The sequence below is a fragment of the Aporhodopirellula sallentina SM41 genome, assembly GCF_000346505.1.
GTDB lineage: Bacteria > Planctomycetota > Planctomycetia > Pirellulales > Pirellulaceae > Rhodopirellula > Rhodopirellula sallentina.
In genome coordinates, this window is the sequence record NZ_ANOH01000120.1 from 1 (window position 1) to 25438 (window position 25438).

21 protein-coding genes are annotated in these 25438 nt (G+C 55.4%); 6 read left to right on the plus strand and 15 right to left on the minus strand.

Going from position 1 to position 25438, the window contains the following annotated elements; translation table 11 throughout:
- Positions 1-963 carry a dihydrodipicolinate synthase family protein gene (locus RSSM_RS07635; protein ID WP_315850008.1) on the minus strand — a complete coding sequence of 321 codons (963 nt, stop codon included), beginning with the start codon at positions 961-963 and terminating at the stop codon, positions 1-3.
- 543 nt (positions 964-1506) lie between these two features.
- Here RSSM_RS07635 and RSSM_RS07645 point away from each other — a divergent pair.
- Complete coding sequence (locus RSSM_RS07645; RefSeq protein WP_044301694.1) at positions 1507-2238, plus strand: AraC family transcriptional regulator; 732 nt, start codon at positions 1507-1509, stop codon at positions 2236-2238.
- A gap of 41 nt (positions 2239-2279) precedes the next feature.
- On the opposite strand, the gene RSSM_RS07650 is transcribed toward RSSM_RS07645, so the two are convergent.
- The 14 genes from RSSM_RS07650 to RSSM_RS07715 all read right to left on the minus strand — a co-directional run bounded on the left by RSSM_RS07650 (position 2280) and on the right by RSSM_RS07715 (position 18312).
- Entirely contained in the window at positions 2280-2921 is a 642-nt protein-coding gene (locus RSSM_RS07650) for a glycine zipper family protein (protein ID WP_144059636.1), read from the minus strand.
- A 419-nt stretch (positions 2922-3340) separates the two neighbouring features.
- Positions 3341-4480, minus strand: coding sequence for a DNA alkylation repair protein (locus tag RSSM_RS07655; protein ID WP_008676320.1), 1140 nt, complete (start codon positions 4478-4480; stop codon positions 3341-3343).
- Between the two features lie 121 nt (positions 4481-4601).
- A complete protein-coding gene (locus RSSM_RS07660) occupies positions 4602-5162 on the minus strand; it encodes a dihydrofolate reductase family protein (protein ID WP_008676322.1) in 561 nt (186 codons plus the stop codon).
- A 171-nt stretch (positions 5163-5333) separates the two neighbouring features.
- Positions 5334-6332: a galactofuranose ABC transporter, permease protein YjfF gene (yjfF, locus tag RSSM_RS07665; protein WP_008676323.1), complete on the minus strand. Its 999-nt coding sequence runs from the start codon at positions 6330-6332 to the stop codon at positions 5334-5336.
- Positions 6329-7387, minus strand: coding sequence for an ABC transporter permease (locus tag RSSM_RS07670; RefSeq protein ID WP_008676326.1), 1059 nt, complete (start codon positions 7385-7387; stop codon positions 6329-6331). Before RSSM_RS07670 ends, yjfF begins: the two co-directional genes overlap by 4 nt.
- The gene (locus tag RSSM_RS07675) at positions 7380-8918 is read right to left on the minus strand and encodes a sugar ABC transporter ATP-binding protein (RefSeq protein WP_008676328.1); all 1539 of its coding nucleotides are present in this window, start codon (positions 8916-8918) and stop codon (positions 7380-7382) included. The genes RSSM_RS07670 and RSSM_RS07675 overlap by 8 nt, the downstream gene beginning before the upstream one ends.
- Positions 8919-8926: 8 nt before the next feature.
- Positions 8927-9928 carry an ABC transporter substrate-binding protein gene (locus tag RSSM_RS07680; RefSeq protein ID WP_144059637.1) on the minus strand — a complete coding sequence of 334 codons (1002 nt, stop codon included), beginning with the start codon at positions 9926-9928 and terminating at the stop codon, positions 8927-8929.
- Between the two features lie 96 nt (positions 9929-10024).
- A complete protein-coding gene (locus RSSM_RS07685; protein ID WP_144059638.1) occupies positions 10025-11377 on the minus strand; it encodes a glycoside hydrolase family 117 protein in 1353 nt (450 codons plus the stop codon).
- Positions 11378-11865: 488 nt separating this feature from the next.
- On the minus strand, positions 11866-12990 hold the full coding sequence (locus RSSM_RS07690; RefSeq protein ID WP_008676334.1) for a mandelate racemase/muconate lactonizing enzyme family protein: 1125 nt from the start codon (positions 12988-12990) through the stop codon (positions 11866-11868).
- Between the two features lie 57 nt (positions 12991-13047).
- A complete protein-coding gene (gene aldA / locus RSSM_RS07695; protein ID WP_008676335.1) occupies positions 13048-14514 on the minus strand; it encodes an aldehyde dehydrogenase in 1467 nt (488 codons plus the stop codon).
- A 59-nt stretch (positions 14515-14573) separates the two neighbouring features.
- The gene (locus RSSM_RS07700; RefSeq protein WP_173403141.1) at positions 14574-15338 is read right to left on the minus strand and encodes an SDR family NAD(P)-dependent oxidoreductase; all 765 of its coding nucleotides are present in this window, start codon (positions 15336-15338) and stop codon (positions 14574-14576) included.
- A 41-nt stretch (positions 15339-15379) separates the two neighbouring features.
- On the minus strand, positions 15380-16393 hold the full coding sequence (locus tag RSSM_RS07705) for a zinc-dependent alcohol dehydrogenase (protein ID WP_008676338.1): 1014 nt from the start codon (positions 16391-16393) through the stop codon (positions 15380-15382).
- Between the two features lie 150 nt (positions 16394-16543).
- Positions 16544-17659 carry an L-rhamnose/proton symporter RhaT gene (locus RSSM_RS07710; protein WP_008676340.1) on the minus strand — a complete coding sequence of 372 codons (1116 nt, stop codon included), beginning with the start codon at positions 17657-17659 and terminating at the stop codon, positions 16544-16546.
- 50 nt (positions 17660-17709) lie between these two features.
- The gene (locus RSSM_RS07715; RefSeq protein WP_008676341.1) at positions 17710-18312 is read right to left on the minus strand and encodes a GntR family transcriptional regulator; all 603 of its coding nucleotides are present in this window, start codon (positions 18310-18312) and stop codon (positions 17710-17712) included.
- Between the two features lie 137 nt (positions 18313-18449).
- On the opposite strand from RSSM_RS07715, the gene RSSM_RS07720 reads away from it, so the two are divergent.
- The 5 genes from RSSM_RS07720 (at position 18450) to RSSM_RS07745 (ending at position 25433) form a co-directional block, all read left to right on the plus strand.
- Positions 18450-19067, plus strand: a complete 618-nt coding sequence (locus RSSM_RS07720) for a bifunctional 4-hydroxy-2-oxoglutarate aldolase/2-dehydro-3-deoxy-phosphogluconate aldolase (protein ID WP_044301686.1) — start codon at positions 18450-18452, stop codon at positions 19065-19067.
- Positions 19068-19360: 293 nt separating this feature from the next.
- The gene (locus RSSM_RS07730) at positions 19361-20464 is read left to right on the plus strand and encodes a sugar kinase (protein WP_008676344.1); all 1104 of its coding nucleotides are present in this window, start codon (positions 19361-19363) and stop codon (positions 20462-20464) included.
- A 320-nt stretch (positions 20465-20784) separates the two neighbouring features.
- Positions 20785-23013, plus strand: a complete 2229-nt coding sequence (locus tag RSSM_RS07735; RefSeq protein WP_008676346.1) for a beta-galactosidase — start codon at positions 20785-20787, stop codon at positions 23011-23013.
- A 111-nt stretch (positions 23014-23124) separates the two neighbouring features.
- Positions 23125-23997, plus strand: a complete 873-nt coding sequence (locus tag RSSM_RS07740; RefSeq protein ID WP_008676348.1) for a LamG domain-containing protein — start codon at positions 23125-23127, stop codon at positions 23995-23997.
- Between the two features lie 98 nt (positions 23998-24095).
- Positions 24096-25433 (plus strand): family 43 glycosylhydrolase, encoded by a 1338-nt coding sequence (locus RSSM_RS07745; protein ID WP_144059639.1) that lies wholly within the window; start codon positions 24096-24098, stop codon positions 25431-25433.
- Positions 25434-25438: the final 5 nt, after the last annotated feature.

The window sequence follows — 25438 nt, forward strand, 5'->3', positions numbered from 1 at the left end:
TCAAGATGCTTTCCCCGGCCATTGTTCCCACCATGCCCGGAAGAGCTTCCACTGACTTTCGAGGAACGCCCGCTGCGACGGACTCAGCGCGTCCGAGGAATGAAGATGGTGAGTGTATTCCGGGTTGCCTTCCAAGACCATCAGGTGCTTGTAGTGCAGTACCAAATCAGGACCATCATCGAACTTCGCCAGCACCGCGAGAGCGTTGTCGAGTTCTTCCGCCAATCGTCGCGCTTCCACGTCACCGGTCGCCGCCATTTGGCATAGTTCCACCAACCGGAGAATCTCGGTCGGCAGGGCGTTCCCTACCCCGGTGATGGCCCCTGCGGCGCCGCAACGAACAAACCCATGGAAGACCTGCGTGTCGACACCGACCATCAGAGTCAAGTCGGGATCACCGCTGGTAATGAACTCGGACGCGTAACTCAGCGAAGCGGCCCCGCCGAACTCTTTGAAACCGATGAGGTTGGCATGGTCCGCACGCAAATCAAAAAACAAATCGGCTTTGGTTTCAAAGCCATAGTATGGGCTGTTGTAGATCACCGAGGGGAGGCTCTCTCCCGCCTTCAGGATATCCGCGAAATGCGATCGCTGTGCCGTCGGAGAGATTCCTCGCGAGAGCACACGTGGGATCACCATCAATCCGGCGGCACCGACTTCCTGTGCGTGAGCGGCGTGCTGGGCCGCCAAACGCGGGTTCTGTGCGCCCGTCCCGACCACAACCGGGACATTCGCTTCGCATAGCAAACGAACCCCCTCTTGTCGCTGTTCGTCGGACAGCAAGGGCCAGTCACCCATCGATCCACAGTAAACGACCGCTCGCATCCCGTGATCGATTAATTCGTCGCCTTTGCGAACCAATGCGTCAAAATCAGGTTTGCCGCTCGCGTCGCAAGGAGTCATCAGAGCGGGAATACACCCGCGGAAAATTGTTGCACTTTCGGACACACACAACTCCAGGATTGGTAGCGACTGTCGAATCAGTTGGCCGTGGACAGTCAAGGAATCTGAGCGAATCCGGGCAAACCATCGTCCGAACTCTCGACAGTGAAAGAGTAAGTGACAGAGCCAACCGGTTCTTGTCCGCGTTGGCAGACGAAACAAAAAAATGCGCACAATTGCATTCTTTTTGAATCGTACGCCACCGGCGGTAATTCAATCTCATGTGATCCACCTGATTCCAACGACGCACCATGATGTGTCGCTCGGCTCATAATGCATCGGGCACAAATATTCCAACTGAGCATTGACAGGACTCGTGCCCATGCACTCCCATTTACGCTGGAAAAGCGTGGTTTTCGAACTATCGAAGCCGGATCAACGTTGGGGGACGGATGCTTTCGCTGAAACGACATCGTGATAGAAGCGAGGATGCGGTATCGGTATCGTGCATCCATCCGAGAGACACGCTTCGCGGCTCCGATTCATTCATCATTCGATTTGACGGCGTGAGCGACGTAGCTAACATTTTAGAAAACGCGCACATCCCACTAACCGGTGGCAAACATGATCGAGGAAATTTTCCAACAGCTACCGAGCCCCTTCACGGGCGAAGAGCTCTTCGACCACCTCACCGACAGTGTGTTTTTTATCAAGAACACTCGCGGTGAATATTTGGTCGTCAACGAGACGCTCGTCCAACGCAGCGGTGTCCGTGGGAAACAAGATGTGCTCGGGCGAACGGCAGATCAATTACATGATGCTCCGTTGGGGCAACGTTATGTGGAGCAGGATCGGCAGGTCATTGAGACCGGACGACCGTTGCTCTCTCAATTGGAACTGCATCTCTATCCGTCGGGAATTGTGGGTTGGTGCATGACCACCAAACTGCCCATGAAAGACCGAAACGGAAACGTGATCGGACTTGTCGGGATCTCTCAAGATCTCAAATTGCCCGATTACGAAACGGAAGAGTATGCCCACGTTGCAGAAGCGTTGAAGTACGCCGAGGACAACCTTTCGCAACCGCCTTCGGTCGAGCAACTCGCATCCATTGCGATGATGTCGAGGTACCAACTCGATCGCCGCATGCGACAAATTTTTGGAATCAGCACCGGTCAGTGGTTGATGAAGGCGCGTATCGATACGGCTCAAAATCTTTTGATCGGCACCGACATGTCGATCGCCTCCATCGGTTTGGAAGCAGGGTACGCCGATCAAAGCGCGTTCACCCGTCAATTTCGCCGGGCAACAGGACTGACTCCGCGAGAATACCGCGCCGTTCGAAAACGAACCTAAGAGGTAACGTTCTTCGGTTGTCTCACGTTGATGAAGACGCTTTAGAATCGGAAGTGAAACGACGACCGACGAGGACGGGTTCGCACCACGGGAGCCCGTCGCACCGGAGCAACGACTCGAACGGCAGGCTGAGGAGCGACCACGTAGATGCTACTCGATGGTGACACGTACGTTGTCGATGAACTCGCATACCCCGCGGCTTGATTCTGCTGAGACGCCGACTGCACGGCGACGATTACTCCGTCGGAAACACCATTGGATTTCAAGTTGATCAGACCGTCCGGACTCAAATCAAACGTGCCACCGCGTGTTTGCACGGTGTTGATAATCACAGAGTCGCCCAACCCGGATTGCGACATGCGAATCAAATCGAAATTCGTCAGCGAAGCGTCTTGCACCGGATGACTGACCTGGCTCAACGCAGCGTCTCTTTCTTCGCGAGCGTCTTTGGCGTCTCCAACGATCGCACCGGCAACGGCACCGGTGGCCGCACCGATCAACGCGCCTTCCCCGGCATGCCCCGATTGGTGTCCGATCACAGCTCCGGCCGCGCTCCCTAAAAAGGTGCCGACCGCAGCATCTTGCTGCATGTGACTGGTCGTTTGGCATCCCACCGTGCTAACCAAACCGAGGGCAGCAACAGACCAACAAAGACACCGGTGATGCATCAGTTTCATTGTCATGGAACACTCTTGGAAATGGGGGGATCGATGACGTCGCGTCGACTCGCGTTAAAGGCAAGCGAACCGTCGCTATCAGGAGTCTGTCCGCTAGTGAGTTTGCCACCTAAAGGATGACAAACCGGTCGCGAAACGTTCCTCTCTTTCGGCCCCGCGACGACGCAGCATCCAATCATTCGTGAGATACGCACGTCGGTCGTCTTCATGCGAAAATGAATCGTACGGGCCCGAACGACTGGGGCGCCTCAACCGCAAAAGGCATCCATATCGAGCTGCCACTGATACTCGATCGCGTGTCACGATGTCAGTTCGCATCGAACCGATCGTCAATGCGTCAACCGAATCGTCTCTTCGCGATTGCTCGATCGGACAGATCGCATGACAGCCTGTGCTGGGCGAGCGATCGTGGTAGTTTGCAAACGCTACAGCAGTTCAAAAGACAGAGTGCCCCTGTTTTGACCGTTAATCTGCAGAGCTAGTTGATGTGTTCCCGGATAGAGGGTGTATGTCGTGGCGTTGGCACGGAGAACGTGCTTCTTTTGGATAACCGTCTGGCTGCCCTTTTTCACTTCGAGCTGTTTTAATTTGTGCACCTTCGGCGAACGTTTGCCGTTTGCTTTCATAAAATCGATGACAAAATCCACCATCAACCTTTCGTCTCGTCTGGCATCGACAACGAACGAAAACTCGACCGCCTCGCCAGGACGAATTTCGGTGCGCCGCAGAGAAAACTCAGATATCTCGACGTCCGGGCAACTGCGAAAACCGAGAAATTGGAGTGCGTCTCGGTCGCCTTTCTTGACCAGCGTGCGTAGCGCGTGCTGAGACATCCAATGCAACTCATCGGCAGATTGTCGTTCCTCTCGCTTCCATCGCTCGAGCGTTAAAAGCACCACATCCGGATGCGATTTCGAGATGTCGTTTAAATGGTTGGCAACCGATCGCGTCACATAGCGAGTGCGATCCCCGTGCACCTCATCGAGAATCGGAATCGCAGCCGTACTATCAATCAGCAATCGCTTCGACCACGGCAACAACGGACGAGTCCCTTCACTCGCCAACCGTCGCACGTGGTAGTGGGAATGCGTCGCCCATTTACTGAGTTCTCTCATCGTCTCATCGGGATACTCGTTGATAAACGAACGGATCGCGTCCTCCATGGAAAACCGCTGCGTCAGCGATTTGAGAGTTCGCAGCGACAACTTCAAATGCTTTGGGTCCATCCCGTTGCGGACGACGTACTCTCCCAAAGGAGCGAAAATGAAATCACCGAAATCGTCGTCGCTTCGACGAGGATCCAGAGGTGGCGGCAACGCTTGGGTGATCTGCTTCGCGGCCACTCGAAAATCGTCGGACAAGAATCGTTCGAGCGTCGTTGCGATTCGCACGATGCGCTCTTTCAGTTCGAGTTTCGAGAACCCTCGCATCGTCGTGCGAACGAATGCGGTCTGATCGAATTCGTGATCCTGCTCGTGGAACAATCTCGCGAGGTAGGTAACTCGCTCTCGATTGAAGAGTTGATCCTTCAGGCTGAATCCGGTTCCCGATGACGTGGTTGACATGAACTGCTTTCTATTGGCTTAACGCATTTCGAAATTGGACGTGTCCGATCCCGGTAGCAGGATTCGCGAGAATTCCGGACCCAAGTTTGGCGACATCGGCTACGTCATTTGCAAGAACGCTCTAACGTGATCCGCCGTTGGGATTCACGTCATAGGTCGATTGGACAAAACCGAACTCGTACGTTGTGGTGGAACGATGTGTCAACCATCGGTCTTCCACCGCTAAACCAAACAGCGGAATGCCTGACCCGATCACCACCGGAATCACTGTGATGATCATCTCATCGATCAGTCCTGCGTTGAGAAAACGGCAGATCGTCGCCCCACCATCGATGTATAACTTCTCGGCTCCCTCGTCGGAAAGTCGTTTGTGTAGCGTCTCTGGAGACTCCGACGAGTGCGACACGCAGGCCGGCATTTCCTCTGGAAACGAGATGTCCTTCCGGCTCAAAACAACGACGCGTTGATCACCATAAGGCCACTCTCCGAAAGTACGCACTTTCTCATAGGTTTTTCGTCCCATCACGAGAACGTCGACCGATCCCATGAACGCCTGATAGCCACAATCCTCGCCCTCAGGGACCATTGCATTTGCCTGATCGAGCCAATCCAATGATCCGTCGCTCCGCGCGATAAAACCGTCGAGACTCGTCGCGATAAATACAGAACACTTTGCCGGCATAGGAACTCACTCATTCGCGGAATTGACGACTGGCAGTACCGTGGACTTTGGCGAAGACCTCGCGCCAGTGATAGGGATTCGACAACGTTCTCCGCATCGAAGTTCGCCATAGATAGGCTTCTCACCTCGCTCTGAACCTATTTCCGGGTAGAGCATATTTCCGGTAAGAACTTAGTCCCGGTGAACGACTTTCTGCAGAACGATGAACCCGAGCAGCAGCATACCGATCGCGATCGTTGCCAGCGACGAACGGAGACTGGCAAAGAACGTGACCTGATAGATTGTCGCGTAGATCAGAAGCCCCAGCAATGTGCCTGCGACATATCCGACGCCGCCGGTCAATAACGTTCCCCCGATCACGACGACCGCGATGGCGTCCAATTCCAACGCGGTCGCATTGATCGGATTTCCCGAATCCATGTACAGAGTCATCGTGATCCCGGCCAACGCGGACAGAAAACCGTTGACGGTGTAGACCAGGATCTTGGTCTTGCCGACCGGCAATCCCATCAATACCGCCGACTCCTCGTCGCCACCGATCGCATAGACGTTACGTCCGAATCGAGTGTAATGAGCAACCACCAACGCAATCACAAACAGGCTCAGAAAAATCAGCGGCGGAATCCCTAACTCGGCACCGCCACCGATTGGGATCGCAACATCACCGAGACGGTCGTAGACAGGATGGTCGATTTGCACCGCCTCTGGTTTGACATGGAAAGCCATCCCACGCGCAAAGAAGAGACCGCCGAGGGTCACCAAAAACGCCGGCAAACGATACACGTGTATCAACGTCCCCATCGCGGCGCCGAGAGTGGTTCCGAGCGTCAGTGCGATCGCCCAAACGATCCACGGTGACATTCCATAATCTGTGATTAACGAGGCAACCAAAATCGAGGTGAAGCCGATTACCGAACCGACGGACAAGTCGATTCCGCCGGAGAGAATCACAAACGTCATCCCGATGGCGGTGATCCCCAAAAACGCATTCTCGGAAAAAAGGTCTGCGACGACATACATCGACGCGAATCCCTCGAACCGCATCGATGCGGACGCAAATAGGAGCACAAACACCACTGCGGTGACCAACAGTGGGATCCACTTCTTCGGGAGCAGACTGCCTCGCGTGTTCCCGCTGCCTTGGTTGGCATTGCTTTCGTTGCCGCTCACGCCGTCGCCCCCCGACCAACCAATCGTCGCGCCTTGGATCGAAACACAGGCGACTGCAAAAGACAAACTGCGATGATCACGAGCGACTTGGGAACCGGTGCGACGTCCGACGGCACGCCGTAGGTGTACAGCGTGGTCATCAATGTCTGCAGCAGGATCGCCCCGATGAGGGAACCGGTTAATGAAAATCGCCCGCCGGTCAGCGAAGTGCCACCGACCACGACGGCAAAGATCGCATCCAGTTCCGTGAAGACTCCCGCGTTCATCGTATCCGCTGCATTGATATTCGAACAATCAATCAGTCCAGCGATCACGGCACAGAAAGCAGCGAAAATGTAAACCGCGATCTTAATGCGACGATCGGCAATCCCGCTGGCTCGGCTCGCTGTTTCGTTTGCTCCCACAGACTCGATGAACAAACCTAAAGACGTCGCTCGGACGAGCAGGCACGTCAGCAAAAACAACACAGCAAAGAGAGTCACCGTGAAAGGCAGACCAAACAGATGCCCTTTCCCAATAAAATCAAAGTAGTAGTTATGCGATTCATCACCGATCGTGATGATCTTTTCCCCGGTAATGAACTTCGCGATTCCGCGTCCCGAAACCATCAAGATCAATGTGGCGATGATTGGTTGAATCTGGAGGTACGCGACCAGGACGCCGTTCATCAATCCTGCTAGCAACGCAACCAACAGGACCGAAGGCAACAACCCCCACATGCCCAAGTCGGTCTCGGTGAGAATCAAGGCGGCGACCGCTCCGGAGATTGCCATCACGGAACCGACCGACAAATCAACGCCCCCGGTGGCGATCACCAACGTCATTCCCAACGCGAGAATGATTCCGATCGAGCCACGATTGACCACATCGATCAGGCTGCCATAGAAGGCACCGTCTCGTACTTCGATCGTAAAGAACGAAGGAATGAAGATCGCGTTGAACACCAGCACAACGACGAGACTCACCAACGGCCACAAAATTCGACTGCCCATTACCTTGCCAAAGGCATTGGATGACGTGCGGTTCACCTCGGCATTCTGATTCGATTCAGTCATGACTGCGCGCGATCATTTCCATGATTCCTTGTTCGTTGACGTCGTCGCCGGCGAGCGTTCCTACCACCTTTTGATCGCGAAGAACCGCGACGCGTTGACACGTGCGTACGACCTCATCCAATTCCGATGAAACGAACACGACAGCCATCCCTTCACGTCGCAGCGACGCCACCAGTGTTTCAATTTCGGCTTTGGCTCCCACATCGATCCCTCGTGTCGGTTCGTCGAGAATAATCAATTTGGGATTCATCACCAGCCAACGGGCCAACAAGACTTTCTGCTGGTTGCCGCCCGATAATGTCCCGACGGCAGTCTCCGTTGACGGTGTTTTGATCTTCAATGCATCGATGTAGTGATTGGCCAACGCGACCTGTTTCTTCATCGGCAACGTTCGCAGAACCGAACGACTCGCTTGCATCGCCAAGACGATGTTTTCCCGCACCGACAACTCGGCAATCACGCCTTCCACCTTCCTGTCTTCGGGGCAGAACGCGATCCCGGCATCAATCGCTCGGCGAGGATTCCAGTTGGTTCTCTCCTCGGAGTCGACTTCCAACGTTCCCTCGGTCGGCGAATCGAGCCCAAAGAGCAGGCGAGCGATTTCGGTACGACCGCTTCCGAGCAAACCGGCGAGTCCGACGACCTCCCCTTTGCGTATCGAAAAATCGAACGGCTCAATCGCACCGCGGCGGCCATACTGTTTGGCACGAACAAAGGCAGTTTGCTCAGTATCGTTTCCATCGGCTATTGCGTCTTGATGATGCGCGGCAACCGTCGCCGCTTCCATCGATTCGATATCCGCAGTTTCTTTACCGAGCATCTTGGCGATCAACTCAATGCGCGGCAGGTCGGCGGTCACGTACTCTCCGACATGCTGTCCGTTTCGCAGTACCGTGATTCGGTCACAGATCCGATAGACCTGATCCAGAAAGTGCGTCACGAACACGATGCCCAAACCTTGGTCACGCAGTCGTTCCATGACCGAAAACAACTCCTCGACTTCTTTCTCATCAAGGCTCGAGGTCGGTTCATCGAGAACGAGCAGTTTGGCGTCGAGGTTGATGGCCCTGGCGATTGCGATCATTTGCTGAGTCGCGACCGAGTAAGAACTCAATTCGCGATCAACATCGATCGACAGACCGAGACGCTCGATCGCCGTCCGCGCCGATCGTTTCACTTCACGCCAGTTCACTAAACCGAATCGCCGAGGTTGCCGTCCCAGTGCGATGTTTTCGGCGACTGAGAGGCTGGGGATCAGATTCACTTCTTGGAACACCGTGCTGATTCCGAGCGACTCCGCCTCGGTGGGAGCCCGCGGGTGGATCACCTGACCATCGAGACGGACTTCGCCCGAGTCTCGATCGTGCACGCCATTGAGGACTTTGATCAACGTCGATTTGCCGGCGCCGTTCTCGCCCATGAGCGCGTGTACTTCGCCCCGACGCACGCGAAAATCGACCCCCGCGAGCGCCTTGACGCCCGGGAAACTCTTTTGCAACGCGTTGATTTCTAGTAGTGCCGGTTCAGACATGCCGTGTCCTAGTATTTGCGAGAATCGATTACCTCTTTGGCATTCTCGCGTTCATAGACTTCGTCCTTGATCATTTGTTTCTTCGGCATGTCTCCGATATCGCCCGAGAGGATTTTATCCATCGCTTCAAACGCCATCGGTCCCTGCAAAGGATTGCATTCAACGGTGCAGTTCAGTTTGCCTTCGACCATTGCCTCAAACGCGGCTCGCACGCCGTCAATCGAAACCAGAATGATGTCGTCGCCCGGTTTCTTGCCCGCGTCCTCGATCGCCTGAATCGCACCGATCGCCATGTCGTCGTTGTGGGCGTAGACGACATCGATCTCGTCGCCGTGCTTTTTCAAGAAGGCTTCCATGACCTCTTTTCCTTTGGACCGGCGAAAGTCACCACTTTGCGAAGCGATGATTTCGATGCCGGATTCTTCACCGATCACGTCCCGGAACCCGTTGTAGCGATTGATCGTCGGCGATGCGCCAGGCGTGCCCTGCAGTTCGACGACTTTGGCCTTTCCTCCCGTTTTCTCGATCAACCACTCTGCGGCGAGACGACCTTCGTTATACGTGTCCGCACCAATGTAGGTGACGAAAAGCGAGTCGTCCTTCACGTCCACTTGGCGGTCGAGAATCAACACTGGGATGTTTCGCTTTTTGGCCTTTTCGAGAACGTTGTCCCATCCGGTTTCAACGAGCGGTGCCAGGATGATTCCGTCAACACCCTGAGCAACGAATGAGCTCAACGCCTTGATTTGATTTTCCTGTTTCGCTTGGCCGTCGGCAAAACGCAGTTCGTATCCTGCCGCTTCGGCCGCTTCGCGAACTGAAACCGTGTGAGCCTTTCGCCAGTCACCTTCCGAGCCGGTCTGAACAAAACCGATCACCGGTTTGTCGTTCTCGCCCGAACTGCCGTCCGCGGAGCTACTATCGGATTTCGAACTGCAACCGATGATAGACAACATGATCATCGATCCAACAGCGAGCCATTGGCGGGTCATCCGAGAATGGGTACTCATTGATCTTCTCCAGAAAAGAATAGAGCGAAGCGAGAGGTTGGGGATCGGGAGTGTTCACGCACCCGCCTATGCAGCAACGCACAAGCGAACGTTCACTCACCGGGAGGGATTTCGCGCGGCCGCTTCGATGCGTTTGCGTTGCTTTTCCGTGAGACCAAATTTGAAGTTGATCTCCGGATCATTGAAGATATCACTTTCTTTCATCTCAATGTCATCAACATCAAGACTTAGGTCACAATCGAACCTGGCTAGCATGCTGTGGCTTTTGCCTTCGTCACGTTTCAGGTTGCGGAAGTGGCATAGACCCCACGTGATACCGCGACCGTCTTTTGTATCAGTGAACGCATCAGGCACGTACGCACCCGGCGCGATCGGCATCAGTCCGGTGATCGCAGCGATCTCGAAATTAACACCGTCGGGTGAGTATTGAATCGTGTTGTGTTCAAGACCATGGCGACTGACCAGGGCCGCCAATCCGCTGCGGAACGGGAACAGGGAGGTTTCGTGGCCGGAATTGATAACCGGGTTCAAAGGGTGTTTGCGAAACGGACCAAAAGGATGCTCGGCGATGGCCAAACCCTGAGCCCGAACAGGCAGCGGCTCTCCGCCCATTTCACCTTTGTAGTACAGATGGATTTTGCCGTCGCGGACGAGAGGGTACGGGTCATGGATGACGTATTGATCCCACGAGCCCGGCGGGCCGTTCTGCACGACGATTTTGTTTGACGGTGTCCATGGGCCATCGGGTGAATCGGCAACCGATGCCGACACCGGGCAGTCATCGCCGTTGGTGCCGCTGGACTCTCGGCTGCCGGGCATGAATAGATACGCCTGATAGTAGAGATAGTATTTGCCCTTCCATACCAAGATGTCCGGCGTGGACACTGAACGCCAACCGGCGAGCGGCTTCTTCATCCGCTCGATCGCGACGCCTTGTTCCTCCCACGTGAACCCGTCTTCACTCGTGGCGTACCAAATTTCCGATAGATCCCAGTCTCGCGATGGGATCGTCTCGTTGGCGCCTCCGTCGTAGTTGGGTGGAGTCGGGGTATGACGTTTCGTGTACCAAACGTAGTACTTTCCGTTGACGCGAATGATCTTGGTTGCATCACGTCGCGACACGGTGCCATCGTGACCGTGATAGTCGAAACCCTTCAGCGGTGTGTACTTGAACCGGCTGAACAACTCGTTGCTCGCGCAGTCCAGCCCTGTGTACGTTCCATCGTAGACACGCTTCATCGCTGCACTGAGCGGCACGTCGGGCTTTTCGGCAGGCACATTGCCGTAGGGGAAAACGGCTGCGTTGGCGGCGCCGCTATCGGGTTCGTCACCGAACGCCGGTGTTCCTGCCAAGCCAAATACGCTCACTGCGGCGAAGATACCTACCAAACTGAAGGTCGCACCGGATCGTGCCAAGACAAGTATTCGAGACGTCTGCCACGTGTTCATTGATTGCTCGCGTGAGATAGGAGGGCGGGAGGCAACCGCTTGCCGTTGCGGTCGCGACACGAACAGCGTCGCGACAGATGCGGTTGCCCGTGAAGCTAGTTCAAGGGGAGCTGATTCAGGCGGAGCTGATTCAGGGGGGGCGTCCATGATCTCATCGGTAGCACGCGTTGATTCGAACGCGTTCATCGAAACGCGCGCCAACATGGTGTTGGTGCAGGTTTTCGAACGCAATCGATCCATTCGCCATGCTTGCGGTTCGGATGCATCCATGCGGTTCCGAGCTCGCGTCTGCGAATCGCGATCGTTCTAAACTTGAGCCGACACCCCCGCGGGGCTAGCCGGCAGCGATTTCAGCCTTCATGCGTTTGCTGTTGACAAGTCTGGCGTTCAAACAGTGTGCCGGCTGCTTTACTCAGGCTCGCTTCCGATCATTCAAGCGATCAATCAATCGACGCCGAACGTGGCGTTCCACGTCGAATTTGGACCGATCAATAGGTTGGTGCCATCACGCACTCTTCCGAAAACGCCACGCGGTGAGCGGCGATCTTTTCCCAATCGATCTCGACACCGTGTCCCGGGCGATCCGACGCGTAGGCGTAGCCGTCGCGAATCTCGAGTTGGTGAACGAGGAAATCGTCGAGTCGGAATGCGTGTATTTCCAACAGCGATGCGTTCGGAATCGCCGCCAAACAACTGACGTGCATTTCCTGAATGCCGTGTGTGGTCAGATTTCGGTTATACGCCTCGGCAATGTGCGCGACCTTCATCAACGCGGTGATGCCGCCGAGGTTCGAGATGTCCGCATCGGGGAAAGAAACGCCGCCACGCGAAATCATCTCTTTGAATTCGTAGATCGAATGGAGGTTCTCGCCCGTTGCGACCGGAATCGGTCCTTCCGTTTCAATCCGGCGGTGCCCTTCGATATCATCTGGAATCGTAGGTTCTTCGATCCAGTACAGATCGTACTTCTCGAACGCGCGAACCGCGCGGAGTGCCTGCTCGACGCTCCACTTCATGTTCACGTCGACCATGAGTTTCTTGTCCGGGCCGATGAACTCGCGGATCGCTGCGATCCGTTCGCACTCCTGAGCGATCGACTCGCGACCGATTTTGATCTTGATCGCGCGAATTCCCGCATCCAGGAAGCCCTGAGTTTGATCGAGCAGTTGCGGGATCGTCATGTCGAAATCAATGCCGCCACCGTACGCTTCGGCTTTGTTATCGTGGCCACCCAAGAAACGCCACATTGGCTCGTTCGCCATGCGTGCCTTGAGATCCCACAACGCAGTGTCCACCGCCGAAAGCGCGAAGACGGCGATCCCGCTGCGCCCGACGTAGTGCAACGCCCACCACATTTTGTTCCACAACTGTTCGATGCGGCGAGGGTCTTCGCCGATCAATAGCGGAACAAGGTTGTCCTTGACGAGAGTCGCGATCGAAGTACCGCCGACCTTTCCGACGCTATAGGTGTACCCCATCCCCGTCGCACCATCGTCGGTCGTGATCTTCACGACGATCAGCGAAAACTCACGCTGAACACCGTGGATCGCGTCAACGACGGGTTTCGCCAGTGGAACGTGATAAAGCTCAGTTTCGACTTTTTCTATTTTCATCGGAGGTGATTGGGGTTAGCAGTGTATTGATTTGCGAATGGCGAAACGCACCGGTGATTATTCGGAGAAGTTGACATACATGGTTTTCTTTTCGAGATAATTGTCCATACCATATTTGCCATCTTCTCCTCCGGTGCCACTGAGTTTGTGTCCGTTGTGGAAGCCTTGTCGCTGTTCTCCCATAGGACGGTTAACGTAGATCTCACCGAACTCGAGCTCGAGTACAGCACGCTGGATTAAACGCATGTCACGGGTGAATAGAAACGCAGCCAATCCGAAATCACTATCGTTGGCTAACGTCAGTGCTTCGTCGTAATTGCTGACCCGTGCAATCGGACTGACGACACCGAAAACCTCATCCCTCATCACGGTCATTTCGTTGGTACATTCAGTAAGGACAGTTGGTTCATACCAATGTCCTTTTTGATACTGCTCGCCCTCTGGCCGTTTTCCACCAACGGCGACCTTGGCACCAGCTTCAATTGCCGCATTGACGACCTTTTCGAGCTCGTTCGTTTCGTGCGCGTTCACTTTGGGACCGATGTCGGTGCTTTCGTCCATGGGGTCACCAATCTTCAGCTTCGAAACGGCCTCGCAGTACTTCTCGAGGAATTCATCGTAGACCGCGTCGTGGATGTAGAACCGTTCGGGGCAGGTGCAAACCTGACCGCTGTTGAGGTGTCGCGACACCACAGCCGCCTCGACGGCTTTGTCAACGTCACCGTCGGCGAGCAAGATGAACGGTGCCTTGCCGCCCAGTTCCAAACGAACCGCCGTCAAACGGTCTGCCGCTTTACGGAAGATCTCTTGCCCCGTCGGTGTGGAGCCGGTCATGGTGACCAACCGGGTCATTTTGTTCGTTACCAATTCCTCGCCCATCGTGGACCCGCCACCGGTGACCAGGTTCAGTACTCCCGGCGGGATCCCTGCTTCCAAAGCCAATTCGCCCAGGGCGAGTACCGCAACGGGAGTCACCGAAGGTGGTTTGACGACCATCACGTTACCGGTCGTCAACGCCGGGCCGATTTTGCGACACGACAGCGCGAGGGGAAAATTCCACGCCGCGATTCCAACGGTCACGCCGTAAGGAACCTTGTGAATCATGATGTGTTCGTTGGGCAAATCCGACGGCAGGATATCACCCTCGAGTCGGCGTGCGGCCTGAGCAGGAAAGTTGATGAAGTCCGCCGACACATCGACTTCGCCCAACGCGAGACTGTAGGTTTTGCCCATCTCACGGACGAGAATTTTTGCCAGTCGCTCGCGATTTTGACGAATCAAATCGGCGAATTTCGCCAAGATCTCGCCCCGCTCTACCGCTGGCGTTGCTGCCCAGGCTTTCTGCGCCGCCTCTGCAGTCTTCAACGCCAACACGGCGTCTTCCGCGTTCCCTTTCGGGACGGTGTAGATCAACTCTTCGTTCGTCGGGTTCTCCACATTGATCGTTTCACCGGACACCGAGTCCTTGAACTCGCCGTTGATGAACATGCGATAGTGGTCGACGTCGCCGCTAGATGTCTTCATTGACAATGACATAATGGAGTGATCTCGATTGGAGGTGTGGGGAAACTAATTTGGGAGGGCTAACGTCCCATCCATCCGCCGTCGACCAGCAACGTGGCACCGTGCACGTAACTCGCAGCGTCGGAGGAAAGAAAAACGGCGGGGCCTTTGAAGTCGTCGGGATTGCCCCATCTTCCCGCAGGAATTCGTGCCAAAATTTGCTCGCTACGAACCGGATCGTCACGCAACGCTTCGGTGTTGTCGGTGGCGATGTAACCAGGGGCGATCGCGTTCACGTTGACGCCCTTGCCAGCCCATTCATTGGCGAGGGCCATCGTCAACTGACCGATACCGCCCTTGCTCGCTGCGTATCCGGGAACCGTGATGCCGCCTTGGAACGTCAACAGGGACGCGGTGAAGATCACCTTCCCGCTGCCACGAGCGATCATGTCCTTCCCGAACTCGCGAGACAAGACAAATTGAGCGTTCAGGTTGACCTCGATGACTTTGTCCCAATAGTCGTCGGGGTGCTCGGCCGCCGGTTTGCGAAGGATCGTTCCCGCGTTATTGATCAGAATGTCAATCGTTGGGTGTTCCGATTTGACCTGTTCGATGAAAGAGTAAACCGATTTGCGATCCGAGAAATCGCATTGATAACCGCGGAAGGAACGGCCGAGTGAGATGACTTCTTTCTCGACGGAACTGCCCTCTGTTTCCAAGGACGCCGACACACCGATGATGTCCGCGCCGGCTTCGGCGAGCCCGATAGCCATCGACATGCCGATGCCGCGTTTGCACCCGGTCACCAATGCCGTTTTTCCGGTCAGATCAAATTGTTGAAGAATGCTCATTGGGGGAAGTTATTCGTAGGAGTGAATGCGGAAAGTTAGCTGCACTGGATCAGGTATTTGATCCCATCAGGGTTGGCGTCGATGGATTCAAACACCTCCTGGACTTTCTCGAGCGGGCTGACTTGGGTGATCAGTTTGTCCAGATGCAATTTGCCGCTGGCGGCCAACTGAATCGCTTCGTCGAAATCTTGCTCTTCGTAAAGTCGCGCGCCGATCATCTTGATCTCTGACCAGAAGAACTTGAACAGGTTGACCGGTTTGGGCTGAGGGTGAATCGCAACCATCACGATTCGGCCGCGAACGTTGGGCAGTTCGGTCATCACCTCCACGCCGGGTGCCGATCCGGAAACTTCGAAAACGCAATCGGCCATCTTGCCATCGGTCATGCGGTTGACCGCTTCGGGCAAATTTTCGTTCAGCGGATTGACGCCTTCGATGCCGAGCGACGCGGCCAGATCCAAACGTGTTTGATTGACCTCCGAAAGAATGACCTTGGCCCCTTTCTCCAGTGCGACCAACGCTATCAACAACCCGATGGGGCCGCCGCCAATGACCACGCACGTTTCACCCGATTGGACGTCGCCCAATCGTACGTCGTGGCAGGCAACCGCGGCCGGTTCGATCATCGCACCGTGTTGTAGGTCCATCGACTCGGGAAGGTGGTGCAGTGTGTAGGCGGGCACCGTCCATGACGACTGCATCCCGCCGGGCATGTCGATGCCGATAAACTTCAGGTTTTTCCCAACGTGGGGATGACCCTTGTCGAAGCTCGCCGGTTCGCCAAAGAACAGCGGCCGAACCGCCACGCGGTCACCAACGGCAACGTTGGTAACGCCCTCTCCCACTTCGGCAACGACAGCCGATGCTTCGTGGCCGATGATCTGCGGCATGTCAACTCGTTGATCCATGGCCCCGTGGAAGATGTGAATGTCGGTGCCGCAGATACCGCAGTAGGCGACTTCCAAACGGGCTTCTCCCGCCGCTGGGGCGATTGCTTCGCTGACGCCGACATCGACGGTGCGGTCGCCTTTGTATTGTGCTGATTTCATGAAACTAGAGATAGGTAAAGTGTTGAGTTGTGTGTGGGGCGGTGACCGGATGTGAGGGCGGCCACCGGGGTCTTCGTCATGTGTTCGGCGTGATCTCATGACCGGCAGGCCGCAAAGGCGGAACGCAAACGGCCGTTCAATCGCTGGTGTCTAAACGCCTTCGGCATCCGCGGCCACGACCGCTTCGGCAACGGGTTCTGTCTCGGGGGCTTGGTCGAGTGTTTGACCAAAGGCCAACGTCAAAACGCCCGCGACCATGCAGAACAGTCCGGTGTAGAGCCAACGCCGCGCGGTCGGTGATGCCTTCGTCCACTCGCCGGTGAGGATACCGCTGACCACTGCAACGACGAGGCAGGTTGTGTTGAAAATCGCATAAACCACGACCGGCCCGTTGGCACCGAGTTTATCAGCAGCAAATGCGTACATCGCCGACGCCGCATAATGAAAAAATGCCATCACGAAAATTAGGACAAAGTTCTTGCCAAATGCCGGCGTTTTGAATTTGCCCCATGCCTTCTTCTGTGAAAGCTGATAGAGGAAGTAAAACGTCATCACCGCCCCGCCGCTGAGGAAAACCGGCAACATGACCGCCATCGCCGTCATCCATCCCGGGTTCCCGTTGGCAACGACCGCTTCACCGAGTGGCCCCGCGCCATAGGTGAACGCGACATTGAAACCTGTCGCCAACAAACCACCGACGACTGCGATCGTGATGCCTAAAGCGTACGACTTTGGCTTTGCTGATTCGCCGCCGTCTCCCTCGGCGTCTTCGGCCGATTTGATTGCGGCTTCATCGGCTTCTCGAGCTAGCCCCGCTTTGCCGTTGGAAAGAACACCGAGCAACACAATTGCGATCCCTGTCAAGATTGCAATCAATGCAGGTGTCGAAGGTAGCGGTTGCCCTTTTGAAATCGCAATCCCCAGCGGCAGGATACTGCCCACCAAGATCACCGTTCCGATGAATAGAGAAAAGCCGAGTGAAAGACCGATGTGGTCGATCGCCTTGCCCCACATCATCACGCCAACGCCCCAGAGGAAGCTCGACACAATCATTGTCAGCAGGATGCCCGAGTCGATTCCCGAGTAGACCGCGCCGACGCCCTTCATCAACGTGAGTGTTGCGCCCAAGGGGACAACAAACATTGTCAGGATGAAGAACAAGCTCCACTTGTTTTCTTCCTCAAAGTCCGTGGTGTACTTTCCTGGTAAAGCGTAGAGACCGAGCATCGTGCCCGCGACGAGCGCGGCGGCAATTCCAATGAACATGTACCGTATCCGGTTGAAAAATTGTGGGGAGGGTGTGAGCGTTGGTGACGCTAACGAATGTTTGCCTTGATCGCGGCAACGGTGGCTTTCGGATCCCCGTCTGCCAACGGCGTGAAGATTTCGAAATGCTCTCGGTAAGTTTGGGCGTAGTTGTCGTGACGCGTGTAGGTGAGCAACATGCGCGAACACAACTGCCGCCACGCGCCCAACATGTCTTCGCCACCGCACGCGACCAAAATCGCCTCGTGGAATTCAACATCCCGCAGGGCAATGTGGGTCGCCTTGCCCGTGTCACAGGCCGCCTTCAAACGATCCAGTGACACCTCGACAAGCTTCAGTTCGCCGGGGTCGACTGAGGCGGCACCGCGGGTCACCACGTGAGTCTCAATCTCGACACGCAGCGATGTGATAAACTTCCGGTCCTCTGGATTCGGCGGTTGCCGTACCATCACACCACGGTTGGCGTAGTAGGCGAGATATCCTTCGTGAGACAATTGAATGAATGCGTCACGAACGGGACCGCGACTGACGCCAAACCGGCTCGCCAATTCAATCTCACGCAGCATCGACCCGGCCTCGAAACGACCCGACAGGAGATCGTCGCGAAGTTGGTTGGTGACCTGTTCTCGTACCGTCTTCGGTTGAATGGACATGATTTCGACTCAGTTTTTTGCGCCAGGCACCTTACGAATGCCATCTGTTAATTGTTAACATCGTACAGCGTCGTGAATCCATATACAAGTGATTGCTTGCCGAGATTTTGCAGTAAACCCGCAATGGGAGAGAGAAATTGATAGACCAGATAGAAAGTTTGCGGATCGTCCCCGTCGTCGCGATTGACCGCGTGGAAGACGCGTCCGATTTAGCTGATGCCCTGACCGAGGGGGGGCTTCCGGTTGCCGAAATTACCCTGCGGACCGACGCCGGAGTCGCGGCCATCGAGTCGCTCGCCGATCGCCAAGGTTTCCTCGTCGGGGCCGGAACGGTGCACAGCGTTGACCAGGCCAAGCAGGTTGCAGACGCGGGGGCTCGATTCATCGTCTCGCCCGGGTTCAATCCGCGAACCGTTCAGTGGTGCTTGGACAACGAAATGCCGATCTTCCCGGGCGTCTCCAGCCCCACGGATCTCGAAACGGCCCTCGAATTCGGCTTGGAGGTGGTTAAGTTTTTTCCGGCGGAACAAATCGGCGGCGCGAAGATGCTCAAGGCGCTTCAAGGGCCCTACGGTTCGGTGCGGTTCATCCCAACGGGCGGTATCTCAACGAGCAACCTTCGCGACTACTTGTCCCTGCCTTCCGTCGTCGCCTGCGGTGGCAGTTGGATGGTGAAGGCCGATCTGATCCGCGATCAGAAGTTTGCCGAAATTGCTCAACTGACTCGCGACGCGGTCGAGTTGGCTAAGAGCTGATTTCCCCCACGTGCATTTCCTCGACTGTGTTTGTAGAGAATGTCCTGGCGTTTGTAGAGGATGTCCTGGGGTTTGTAGAGAATATCCAGGGGGTTGTAGAGAATAATCAGGGCGTTTGTAGAGAATATTCAGGGCTTGTCGAAGATGCTTGTGTTGGTCGGGTTCCTGTGTTTATCGCGTCGCCTGTGCTGGTCGCCTTCGCGCGTGCTGGCCTCCTTGTCCATCTTCGCCCGATGACGTGAACCGTTGCCGGGCAAATCGTTACACACATATTTTTATCTAATATCCCCACCATGAAGAACGCACTTAACGTCAAAAACGCAGACGATTGTCGCTTTGACCTTGTCTCACTCGGCGAAGTTATGATCCGGCTCGATCCCGGCGAAACCCGCATCCGCACCGCCCGGCAATTCAACGTTTGGGAAGGAGGCGGCGAGTACAACGTCGCTCGCGGCCTGCGGCGATGCTTTGGAATGCGAACGGCATTGGTCAGTGCGTTCGCGGACAACGAGATCGGACGACTCGCCGAAGATCTCATCCTTCAAGGTGGCGTCGACATGAGTTTCGTGAAATGGATGCCTTACGACGGACTCGGCAGAACGATCCGCAATGGGTTGAACTTCACCGAACGCGGGTTTGGTATCCGTGGGGCGGTGGGATGTCCCGATCGTGGTTTGACCGCCGCGAGTCAACTCAAACCGGGCGACATTGATTGGGAACACCTCTTCGGGAAACTCGGTGTCCGCTGGTTCCACACCGGTGGCATCTATGCGGCGCTGAGCGACACGACACCGGATGTTGTTATCGAAGCGGTTCAGTGCGCACGCAAACACGGCACGATCGTCAGCTACGACCTGAACTATCGCCCGTCGCTATGGAAAGGGATCGGCGGGCATGCCAAGGCGCAGGAAGTCAATCGCGAGATCGCGAAGTCAGTTGACGTGATGATCGGCAACGAGGAAGACTTCACCGCTTGTCTGGGATTGCATGTCGAAGGTGTCGACGAAAATCTCGCAAACATCGACGTTGAGAAGTTCAAACAGATGATCGAGAGAGCGGTCACCGAATTCCCGAACTTTCAAGCCACCGGCACGACGCTCCGTGAAGTCCATTCGGCAACCTCCAACGACTGGAGTGCGGTGGCATGGTGTGGCGGCGAGTTCTATGAGTCGCAGGCATTCCCCAAACTCGAGATTCTCGATCGAGTCGGCGGCGGAGATAGCTTTGCCAGCGGTTTGATCTACGGCTTCCTGACGACCGGCGATCCCGACAAGGCCGTTAATTATGGTGCCGCTCACGGTGCCCTCGCCATGACCACGCCCGGTGACACCACGATGGTCACCGTCCAGGAAGTCGAAAAGGTGATGGCCGGAGGCGGCGCAAGAGTCGTCCGCTAGTCGTTTCTATCAGCAATATCTTCAGGTAGTGGATCTTGTAAAAGATCCTGGTGCATGAGGATCCCTAACCAGATCCACCACGGCTTACCCAAGCCTATCCACCCCAAACCAGATCGGGCGAGCGTTCTCAGCACGCAGCGCATCCCAATGCTCATTTGTACGACGAGCGACCCACAATCGCCCATAACGTGGCAGGCAACGCCGTTATCCGGTTGACACCCGAGTTCGAGTCGTTATTTTGTTAACAATCTACATGTGACAAAATCGTGGTTCAGCCGGCACCGCGTCCGGCAATCACGCCCCCACCGCACTGAATACCAATGATTTGCCATTCGGGTTCTCCCACGTTCGCCAATCCTGCGAACGTTCTTCAGCAGGCCGCCGCTGCTTGCCGCTCTTCTTACGCTCCGCCGATTCGAGCCAAATCGACTCCCGTCGCGGCCGCGTTGACCCTATCGAGGTCGCCGTACTGCGTCGCGATCGTGTTGGGGATGTTGCTCGCGTCGCCGTCACCGGCACACGCCAGCGAGCCGGACTCACGTGAAATGCTGTTCCATTTTGAAGACGATGAGTCGATGGGACGAATCGAATCGCGTGGCATTGAAATCAGCCGCGTTGACGGTGCGTCTGGCTCGCGACTCATGCTTCATTCGCGCCACGATTTGGACTGGCCCGGCATCACGCTCAAACCCGAGTCGACCTTTTGGAATGGTGCCCCGTATCAACGTCTCGCACTCGACGTGCAGAACACAGGAGAGCACGCCTTCGAATTGGGACTGCGGATCGACAACCCGGGAGGAGACGGACAGAGCAATAGCGTTACAAAAATGACGTTCGTCAAACCAGGTGACTCGGTTACCGTTTCGGCGAACTTGTCTGACACACCGTGGCAATTTTCCAGCCCGTTGAAATTGGAAGGAATGCACGCGGCCCCCGGACAGCAATCGATCGATCCGGCGAAGATTAATGAGGTTATTCTGTTTCTGCGAACGCCGAGGGAAGACCACGAGTTCACAATCGATAACGTTCGATTCGAACAACCCGTCGAAGTTCTCGATCCAGAAACGTTCCTGCCGTTCATCGATGAGTACGGGCAATTCATCCACGGCGATTGGCCGGGCAAGATTCATTCGGACGCGCAGCTCCATCAGTACCGCGACGACGAAGCCAAAGTGTTGGCAGAGAGCACCGGGCCGACTTCGTTTAATCGATTCGGTGGATGGAAGGATGGTCCCCAACGCGATCGTGCGAAGTTCTTTCGCGTCGAGAAACATGATGGCGTTTGGTGGCTGATCGATCCTGACGGATGTCGATTTTGGTCACACGGCATCGACTCGGTTTCCACTCGCTTCGGTGGCACCGGAACGCAGCACCGCGAAACCTACTTCCGGAATCTCCCCTCCAAGGAATCACCGCTCGGTCAGTTTTACTTCCAGAGCACGTGGGCATTCGGGTTCTACGCGGACCGAATTCCTTTCGAGATGTACAACTTCTACGCGGCGAATTTGTTTCGCAAATACGGCGAGAATTGGAAGTCGGAATTCACAAAAACCGCTCATCAGCGTCTGCGCCATTGGGGCATGAATACGCTCGCGTCTTGGTCAGACTCGGAGGTGTATCTGCAGCACAAGACGCCCTATGTCGCCTTCTTCCGAGCCGAGAATTGCCCGACGTTGCAGGGCGCCGAAAAGCGATGGACTACGTTCGTGGATGTGTTTGATCCTCAGTTCCGCACGGCGGTGATCGAGGGGATCGATACGTGTCACGAATCACTCGGTGATCCATGGTGCATCGGATTCTATGTTGATAATGAGTTGTACTGGGGCAACAACGAATCTTTGGCCCTTTGGACTCTCGCCTGCCCACCTGAACAGGCCGCCAAGAAGGTGTTCATCGAGCAGCTTCGTGACAAATATGAAACTGTCGAAGAACTCAATGCGTCTTGGGGTACCGAGCACGAATCTTGGGACGCTCTCGCAACCGCGACCCAGACGCCGGATGTCGAAAATGCCTCCGAAGACTTGCTCGCATTTTCCAAACAGTTCGCGGACACGTATTTCGGAACCGTCAAAGGGGAACTCGCGAAGGCTGCACCCGGGCAACTGTACCTCGGTTGTCGATTCATCTGGTACTCGGATGTTGCGTTGCGGGCGGCGAGCAAATTCTGCGACGTCGTCAGTTTCAATCAATATCGCTACAGCGTCGCGGACCTCCAACTTCCCGAAGGCGAAGACAAACCGATCATCGTCGGCGAGTTCCACTTCGGTGCACTTGACCGTGGGCTTTTTCACCCGACCAAAGTCCCCGCGAAGAATCAAGAGCATCGAGCGGAGTGCTACAAGAACTTCTTGAACACCGCACTGAAAAACCCCCGTGTCGTCGGCACTCACTGGTTTCAGTACACGTCCGAACCGACTGCGGGGCGAGGCGATGGTGAGAACTATCAAGTCGGCTTTGTCGACAATTGTGACACGCCCTATCCCGAAACCATTGCCGCCGCCCAAGAGATCGGTGCGAACATGTACAAGGTCCGATCGAACAACCCGTAACTCATGTCCCCGTAGTCTGTCTCTGGCCGCCCGCAGCAAGTTCTGCGTTCTCGACGCATTCTACTCAGGTGCAACTCTCCACACCTTGGCATCACTCTACATGGTTCTCCAATGACAATCGCCAAACACTTCGTGCCTCTGATTCTTCTTTGCCTTGTCAGCAACGTATCAGCTCAGACAACGCCACACTTTGTCGACCATGAAGATCCTCGGCCCTCGGACAAAACATGGGAACTGGTCGATCTGATGTCCGACGATTTTGATGGAAACGAACTGGATGAATCGAAATGGGACAGCGATCCCAAATCAAGAGGCTGGGCATGGATCGGTCGCCCACCTGGATTGTTCCAACCCGAAAGTGTCGCGGTCAAAGAGGGCAACCTCTGCGTGACCGTCGGCGTCCTCGATTCACCGCAGACCATCAACGATCACGAGTACAAATACCACGGTGCGATCGTTCGCTCGATCCATCCCGGCCAAGTCGGATGGTATTACGAGTGTCGTATGAAAGCGAACCATACGGAAATGTCGTCCACATTTTGGTTGATGACGAAAGGTAACGTTCCCAAAAGACTCGAGTTCGATATTCAAGAATGCGTCGGCCGAACCACCGAACTGACACACGGTTGGGGACGCAATTGGAATCAGATCTTTCATTCCAACGCGATCGAGCGTCCCACGAAAGAGCGTCCTGAAAAGGTTCAAATTCAAGGTTCGGTCAAAACGGAAACCGAAAACTGGGAGCGATATTACGTCTACGGAGCGTGGTGGAAATCGCCTCGCGAGCTGCGTTTTTATCTCGACGGCAAATACGTCTACTCTCTCAAACCGGGAGTCGATTGGGATGTTCCCTCCTACTACCAAATGGCGATCGAAACCTATGACTGGAATCCGGTGCCCGAGGACGGCGGATATGTCGCCACCATGTCCGAAGACGAACGGACCACGCGTTACGACTGGATCCGCACATGGCGATTGAAATAGCCCGCTGTGTTACCGTCCTCGATTCCATCCTCGTTCTTTCGCGACTCGCTTAGCACCCCTGTTTTTCCCCACGTTTTACTCGCATCCGAATCGGCTCCATGAATTACGTACTGTCCCCGTCTCGAAAATGCTCGTTCGTTGTTGCACTCATCCTGTGCCTTCCATGTGCGGCGTTGGCCGATGAGTTCAAAGGACGTGTTGTTGACCGCGAATCACAATCCCCTCTGGCCGGGCTGACGGTCCGCCTCGTCGAAGACGAGTTGTCAACGAAGACAGACGACAATGGCACCTTCCAAATCGAAGCCAGTGATTCGGACGCCAAAACAATCAGGGTGGAGAGTGTCGGATACATGTTCGATGAAGAACAGAACGTGTCACCTAACGACGAGATTGAGTTCAAACTTCGAAAGCGGCACGAGAGCGCCGCCACCATCCGCGAGCAACATTACTTGGCCAATGGGTGCGAAGTCGACAATCCAGCGAAACCGGAATGGAACATCGCCTTCACCTCGTCGCTTCTCAAAGGCGATCTCGCTCCCGATCCGACCTACACCCGTCGAGATCCGAGTTCGGTCATTCTTGTCGATGGCACGTACTACGTTTGGTACTCGTATAGTCTCACACACGACACCAACAAGATCGCCCCGTGGGACCTCAACGATCTCTATTTAGCCACTTCCAAAGACGGCGAAACATGGAAGGAGCAAGGCGTCGCAGTTCCGCGAGGTGTCGAAGGTTCGTTCGACCACCGTTCGGTCTTCACCACTGAAATCTTTGTGCACGATGACGTCTACTACCTCATCTACCAAGCCGCTGCGGACGTCGACGGAATCTACAATCGAAACGTTGTCGGAATGGCGCACGCCCAGTCCCCTGATGGGCCATGGAAAAAGCTCGATGCTCCCGTGCTCACGCCGACCTACACAGAACAAATGTTCTTTGACAACCGAGCCGTCCATGATCCCTGTCTGATTCATTACCGCGACAAGTTCTATCTGTACTACAAGGGTGAGTGCAGTTGCCGCGACAACGAAAACTGTCGCCAGTGGTGCAACCCGCCATGCGGTCTTCGCAAGCAAGTCAAATGGGGCGTGGCGATCTCGGATTCACCCACCGGCCCATTCGAAAAGTCTCCGTACAACCCGATCACCAACACGGGCCATGAAGTCATGGTTTGGAAGTACGGAACCGGGATCGCAATTTTGCAACATCAAGACGGTCCTGAAGCCAAGACGATTCAATATGCCGAAGACGGGTTGAACTTCCAGGTCATGGGGACGGTGAAAAACATGCCTGAAGCCGCTGGGCTGTTCCGCCCCAACGAACCGGACGACACACCGCACTCTGGCGTTCAATGGGGACTGAGCCACGTTTTGAAATGGAACGCGGGCCCCAAAGGTTGGATGTACATTCAGAAATATCAGAAGGTCGAGTAGCAATC